The 6,381-nt window shown below is 46.5% G+C and carries 5 protein-coding genes; 3 read left to right on the forward strand and 2 right to left on the reverse strand.

What is annotated here, in order from left to right:
• Nucleotides 1–273: 273 nt before the first annotated feature.
• The gene (manA, locus tag MHN01_RS13095; protein WP_239411749.1) at nt 274–1,473 is read left to right on the forward strand and encodes a mannose-6-phosphate isomerase, class I; all 1,200 of its coding nucleotides are present in this window, start codon (nt 274–276) and stop codon (nt 1,471–1,473) included.
• 95 nt (nt 1,474–1,568) lie between these two features.
• Here the strand turns inward: manA and amyS are convergent, their stop codons facing one another.
• Entirely contained in the window at nt 1,569–3,101 is a 1,533-nt protein-coding gene (amyS, locus tag MHN01_RS13100; RefSeq protein WP_239411750.1) for an alpha-amylase, read from the reverse strand.
• An 817-nt stretch (nt 3,102–3,918) separates the two neighbouring features.
• Between amyS and MHN01_RS13105 the strand changes: the two genes are divergently transcribed.
• Both MHN01_RS13105 and MHN01_RS13110 read left to right on the forward strand, forming a co-directional pair.
• Nucleotides 3,919–4,293 (forward strand): DUF2784 domain-containing protein, encoded by a 375-nt coding sequence (locus MHN01_RS13105; protein ID WP_239411751.1) that lies wholly within the window; start codon nt 3,919–3,921, stop codon nt 4,291–4,293.
• 4 nt (nt 4,294–4,297) lie between these two features.
• The gene (locus tag MHN01_RS13110; protein ID WP_239411752.1) at nt 4,298–5,053 is read left to right on the forward strand and encodes an alpha/beta hydrolase; all 756 of its coding nucleotides are present in this window, start codon (nt 4,298–4,300) and stop codon (nt 5,051–5,053) included.
• Here MHN01_RS13110 and MHN01_RS13115 read toward each other — a convergent pair.
• A complete protein-coding gene (locus tag MHN01_RS13115) occupies nt 5,050–6,282 on the reverse strand; it encodes an iron-containing alcohol dehydrogenase (protein ID WP_239411753.1) in 1,233 nt (410 codons plus the stop codon). The genes MHN01_RS13110 and MHN01_RS13115 overlap by 4 nt on opposite strands.
• Nucleotides 6,283–6,381: the final 99 nt, after the last annotated feature.

Consider the following 6,381-nt stretch of genomic DNA (forward strand, 5'->3'; position numbering starts at 1 on the left):
TAAGAGCATGCCAGTACACTGAGTGATATGTACTTAACCCCCATGCTGGCATGTACGCTCCCTTCTTTCCTCTCTTAATGGGGTAAGAAGGGCGTTTTTTACCTGGTAATTTACCCGGTAAGAGTGCTCACCAATTGACAGACAAATCCTATTTCAAAATCATCAGATTTTGCTAAAATTTCGCGTTGCTTAATAGCGCTGTTAGATAGCGACTGATACTGATCCCATGAGTAATTGTACTGATGAAATCAGTATTTAACGTAAGGTAAAACAATGACCGTTTCCACATCTCCTTGTTTTTTCCGCATGCACAATGTTATCCAAGATTATGCATGGGGAAGCACGACATCCATTGAATCCCTGTTTGGGATTGCCAACCCTGAGGGTAAACCACAGGCAGAAATCTGGATGGGGGCCCATCCGAACGGTTGTTCACAGATAGACGTTGAGGGTGAGGCTACCCGTCTTGCCGATTTTATCGCAGCAGACAAAGCTGCGACTATTGGCGTGGAGACCGACAACCAGTTTGGTGAGCTTCCGTATCTGTTTAAGGTGCTGGCAGCCGAGAAAGCGCTGTCGATCCAGGTTCACCCAAGCAAGGTACAAGCCGAGGTCGGATTTGCCAAAGAGCAAGACGCTGGCATTCCCCTGAGCGCCGGTCACCGTAATTACAAAGATCCTAACCACAAACCTGAGCTGGTCTATGCGCTAACTCCTTATCAGGCAATGAACGGCTTTCGTGAGATTAGCCAGATAGTCACTTTGTTCCGCTGTCTGGAAATTGCTGATTTGCACGAGTTGGTTGTTGCACTGGAAGAAAACCAGAATGAAACAGGTTTGCGCCAGTTCTTCGAGGCAATGCTCTCGCTTCAAGGAGAATTGAAAGAAACTGCTCTGGCAGGACTGCTGGCATACGCCGAGCAGCATAAAGGCGATGAGTTATTTGCTTTGGTATTGGAACTTGCCGAGCAGTACCCGGGCGATATCGGCCTGTTCTCGCCGCTAATGCTCAATGTGTTAACCCTACAGCCGGGTGAGGCTATGTTCCTGCATGCCTGTACGCCGCATGCTTATATCAATGGCACGGGCCTGGAGATCATGGCTAACTCCGACAACGTATTGCGCGCAGGACTAACGCCTAAACACATGGACATTGCTGAGCTGGTCACAAGCACGCGTTTCGTTTCTATGCCAGAAGATAAGTTACTTCTGGCTCCAGAGCAATCTGAAGGTGGTTTGCATTACCCGATCCCGGTTCCTGATTTTAAGTTCAGTGTTTATCACAATCAGCAGGATCTCTCACTGCTCACCAGCAGCGCTGAAATTCTGTTTGCGATAGACGGGGCGATTACCGTTACACATGCAAACGGTGAGACTCTGACTATAGAGAAAGGGGAGTCTGTGTTTATTCCGACTTATGCCAAGGGTTATACAGCAAGTTCAACGGGAAGATTTGCCCGCGCATATAATTGATTTTAGAAGATTTTAAAATCAGCTATTTGGTACTTAGGTGCTAATTAAAAGCCAGTCTCTGTGACTGGCTTTTTCGTCTGTCATTCAGGTTTTTCTTACTGACTTACCCATACCGATACGGATCCACCGTTGACCGGGAAATACGCCCAGCCATCGCTGTTGGTCCAGACACTTTCCGTTCTGTTTGATAGGTGATCTTTGAACTCAGTACTTGACTTGCCGGCATACATCCACTTACCGCCCCCTGCTGCATCCGTCATGATAACAGCCATCGATTTAGGATGTTCGGCATCGCCTTCACGGGTCCAGCCGATGATGTTTGGATCATCCATGTAGCTGTGTTGCTTGCCGTACGCATAATGCTTCCTGGCCGTGATGAGCTCTTTCAAGTGTTGTACCGGGACCATATTAATATTGTGTCCCTTGTCGGAGTATTGCGCACCGTAATAATCGGCGTAGAAGACATTCGGGTAACCTTCTTCCCTTAGCAGGATGAAGGCGTAGGCTAATGGTTTGAACCACCAGTCAACTGGTGACTCCAGTGCTTGTAGTGGTTGGGTATCGTGGTTTTCTACAATCGTGACAGCCTTGACGGGGTTGTCTTTCATCAGTGTGCCATCCATCAGGCGTCTCATATCGTAGTGACCACCAGAACGTGATGCTTGATAAAAGTTCATGTGCAGTGGTGCATCAAACAGTGACATTGTACCCTGGGTTTTACTGATGAAGTTGTGCAGGTTGTTGACATCATAGTTCCAATACTCGCCGACGGTGAACAACTCTTTGCCCGTCTTGCCTCTGAGGTATTGGATCCACTCCTGTAAATACTGATACTTAATGTGCTTCACGGCATCTAGTCTAAAGCCGTCGACGCCCGTTGTTTCGAGGTACCATTCTCCCCAGTCTTTAAGCTCCTGTTTTACTTCCGGATGGTCCATATCTAAATCGGCATACATGAGGTAATCATAATTGCCTTTTTCGGAGCTGACGTCCCAGTCCCATGCCTTGCCGATGCCTTTAAATTTGAAGATAGCTTTCTCTTTGCCGGCATCATCCCAGTCTACGCCGTCGAAGTGATACCAGGTCCAGTGGAAACTGGAGTATTTGTCGTTTCTTCCCGGGAAGGAAAAGTCCACCCAGGCCTCGATCCATTTATCGCCTATTTCTTTGTTTCTGTCGTCCCAGTCGACCCTGACGGCATCAACCCAGCGTTTATTGTCTGCCCCACCACGGTGGTTGAAAACAACATCACCATAAATTTGGATATTGTTGCTGTGCGCTTCGTTAATGGCTGCAAGGTATTGTGCCTTGGTACCGTATTTGGTTCGAACTGAACCTTTCTGGTCAAACTCTCCAAGGTCATACATATCGTAAACCCCGTAGCCAACATCGTAACTACCGCCTGCGCCCTTGTATGCAGGGGGAAGCCAAAGTGAGGTGATACCATTTTCAGAGAGTGAGGCGGCATTGTTCTTAACCTCGTTCCACAAACTACCATCACTACTGTTGTACCAATGGAAGTACTGCATCATGGTTCCGTTTTGTGATGCGTAGCTGTCATGAATATTGAGTGATAGCAGTAGAGTCACGGATAGGGTGAGGCCGTGTTTTAATTTAAAGCATGTCATGTTCTATACCTTTGTTTTTAATTATTCATGTGCTTTATAGGTTATTGTTTTTTTCTTGAATATATCGCCATGGGGAATGCTTGATGGATCAGGCATTCTGTGAGGGACTTAGAAGCAAACTTTTGATCTCAGTACAAATTTTGAACAGCCTGTTGTAGGGCTACAAAGCGTGATGTCTGTGTGGAAGCTAGTCGTTTACTTACTTGTTGTGAGTAAGCTTTGAGCTATCACTCTGAATGTAGTTAAAATTCATCTCAAATAGATCTTGATCACACTTTTAAGCTCGTATATAGTTGTCCTGTAACTTAATTACGGAATTTAGTTACAAAATTGAACTGTTAAGTAATACTGCTAACCAGTTTGAACTATTAGTTACAGATAAATACTTGGAGCTTAAAATGAAAAAACTACGTAACTTCATGTCACTATTTTCAACTCAGCTTAACTTTGACCGTAGCCAGTTTGCAGTTCGTGCGAACAGTACGTTTCAGCAATAGTAATCCCGTTGTATTTCTACTGTTTCTGATTGATTACAGAAATAGTAAGCCGTCAGGTCAGTGAAAACTTGATTCAGTAAATGCCCAGCATAGAAGTGGGGTATTTATGGTCAAGGTTTTCATAGACTTGATGAAAAAGCTTTCTTTCCTCTATCTCAACTTTCTTTTATCTGATCCCAGATAATCTATCCCCAGCTTCTGTTGATAACCTCGAAAGCCACGAGTTTCGGGTCGGTATAACTTTTACCGCTCAATGTCTAAGTGGATTACGTTATGCCTTTAATAGGCTATGTTTGACCTAAGAAAAGAGGTCGTTGTTCATGGTCTATCGCATATTGGCTGATCTGGTTGTTATCTTTCATCTCGTATTTATCGTCTTTGCACTACTGGGTGGATTACTCGTGCTCTGGCGAGGCTTCCTGGCACTTTTTCATATTCCCGCTGCGCTATGGGTTGCAGTGATCAGTTTCAAAGGGTGGATCTGCCCATTAACGCCATTGGAAAACCGGTTAAGATATGCTGCTGGCGGTGAAGGGTACTCTGGTGGGTTTGTCGAACATTATTTGATCCCCATTATCTACCCGGTCGGGCTGCATATTGATGTTCAGGCTGTACTGGGTGTTGTTGCTGTCGGGATCAATATTGCAACCTACTTGCTCGTCTATTATTGCTATAAGAACAGGCAAGCAGGGTAGGGGTATGAAAAGTATACTGGTAACCGTTGTGGTGCTCTATGCACTTTTCGCTCTCACTTTCTGTTCTTTGCAGAGGAAGTTTCTCTACTTTCCTCAGCCTGCCAGCAATATGTACGGCGAGATGAATGTCAGCTTTGTTGTGGATGGGGTGCAACTGAATGGCTGGGCATTGAACAAAGGGCAACCGAAGGCATTAATCTATTATGGCGGTAATGCCGAAAGCATTGAAGCTAACATCCCTTTTTTCGAGGCAGTGGTGCCGGACTATACCGTTTACCTTATTCCTTATCGTGGTTACGGCAATAATGCCGGGACCCCGACAGAGCAGGTGCTCTACAGTGATGCTGTTCATGTATATAAAACGGTAAAAAGCCAACATGATTCGGTATCTTTGATGGGACGAAGTCTGGGCACCGGTGTGGCAACATATGTGGCAGCAAACCGTCAGGTAGATACGCTTATTTTGGTGACCCCGTTCGACAGTATTGAGAACGTAGCAAAGGATATCTACTGGATGTTTCCTGTCTCTCTGATGATCAAGGATACATTTCGTTCAGCGGATCGGGTTAAGGATATATCTGCTCAAACTTACATTTTCATAGCCGAAAATGATCGGGTGATCCCGCGAGCCAGAACCGACCAGCTAATCGCTCATTTTGGCGATCAGCTGGTGGAGGTAGTTATTGTGGCCAATGCAGGTCACAACACAATTTCTCAGTTCCCTGATTATGTATCAGGGCTTAAGCGGGCGCTGGACTAGCTTTCGGCATGTTCCGCAAGGGCTTTTTCTGGAGTCTCGGTGTCAGGTGCAGCCTTTTCCGGTGTCACAACAAGAAACTGTTTGAGTAGCTGTTCACACTGGCTTTGGCTCAAGTAACCCGGGACAGGGTAGGTACCATGGGCTTCGGCCAATGCCCGTTGACTGATAAGTGTTATATCTTCGGCCTTTAATTCAGGAAATTCATTCGGAATGTTGAGTTTTTTATTGAGCTCAACCACCGCTTCAATGAACTCACTGCCGCTGCTTAGGCCAATGACATTCGCCAACTCTTCCAAGCGTGCCTTACAGTATGGATGCAGCAAGCGTAGCACTTCGGGGAGTAGAATTGCGTTCGCCTGTCCGTGGGGGATGTGGTACATACCGCCGAGTTGGTGGGCGATAGCGTGAACATAGCCAACGAATGCACGAGTAAAGGCGCAACCAGCCTCGTAAGATGCCATTGCCATTTGCTCTCGTGCTTCCAGATCTTGACCATTGTTGTAGGCTTTCGGTAGGAACTCGAAGATTTTCTCTATTGCCTGCCTGGCATATTTGTCACTCAGTGGTGTGTTATAGGTACCGATGAAGGCTTCTACTGCGTGGGTGAGTGCATCCATACCGGTTGCTGCTGTCATATTTTGCGGTAGCCCAATCATCAGCTTGGGATCGATGATCGCATAATCAGGCAGTAAGGCAGGATCGACGATCGCGAACTTTTGCCGTGCAGCCGGATCGGAAATAACTGCGGCGACAGTAGCTTCCGAGCCCGTGCCAGCCGTGGTTGGAATCGCAAGAAATGGCGGCAGTTTTCTTCTGATTTTGAGCTTTCCGGCCATGGTTCTCACGGGTCTGTCCCTGACCACTTTTGCCCCGATCACTTTGGCGCAATCAATGGGTGATCCTCCTCCAAGGGCAATAATCGCATCGCAGTGGTATTGCTTATAGAAATCGGCACCGGTTGCGACTGTTGCAATGGTTGGATCTGGCATTACTTGGTTGAAGATAGCGTATTCGATGCCATGTTCATCCAGCGAGTTACAAAGTGCAGGAATGATGGCGGCAGAACTGCTCCTGCCGGTGACAATCATGGCCTTCTTGGCTCCTGCTGTTGCCATGAGTTCGCCCGCTTTCGAGAGGCTATCTATACCCGTCTCAAGATGAGGGAAGGGGATGGTAACGAGTTTATTGAGCTGCTTGTTGACGCCTACCATTGCTTTATATATCAACATATCAAAATCCTTTTAAACAGACGTTTGAATTATAGGGGTTAAGCATAACTTTGTATTGGAGCTGGTTCATATAAATGGGCAATGGCGATAAGTATTCGT

Source organism: Photobacterium sp. OFAV2-7, assembly GCF_022347985.1.
Taxonomy (GTDB): domain Bacteria; phylum Pseudomonadota; class Gammaproteobacteria; order Enterobacterales; family Vibrionaceae; genus Photobacterium.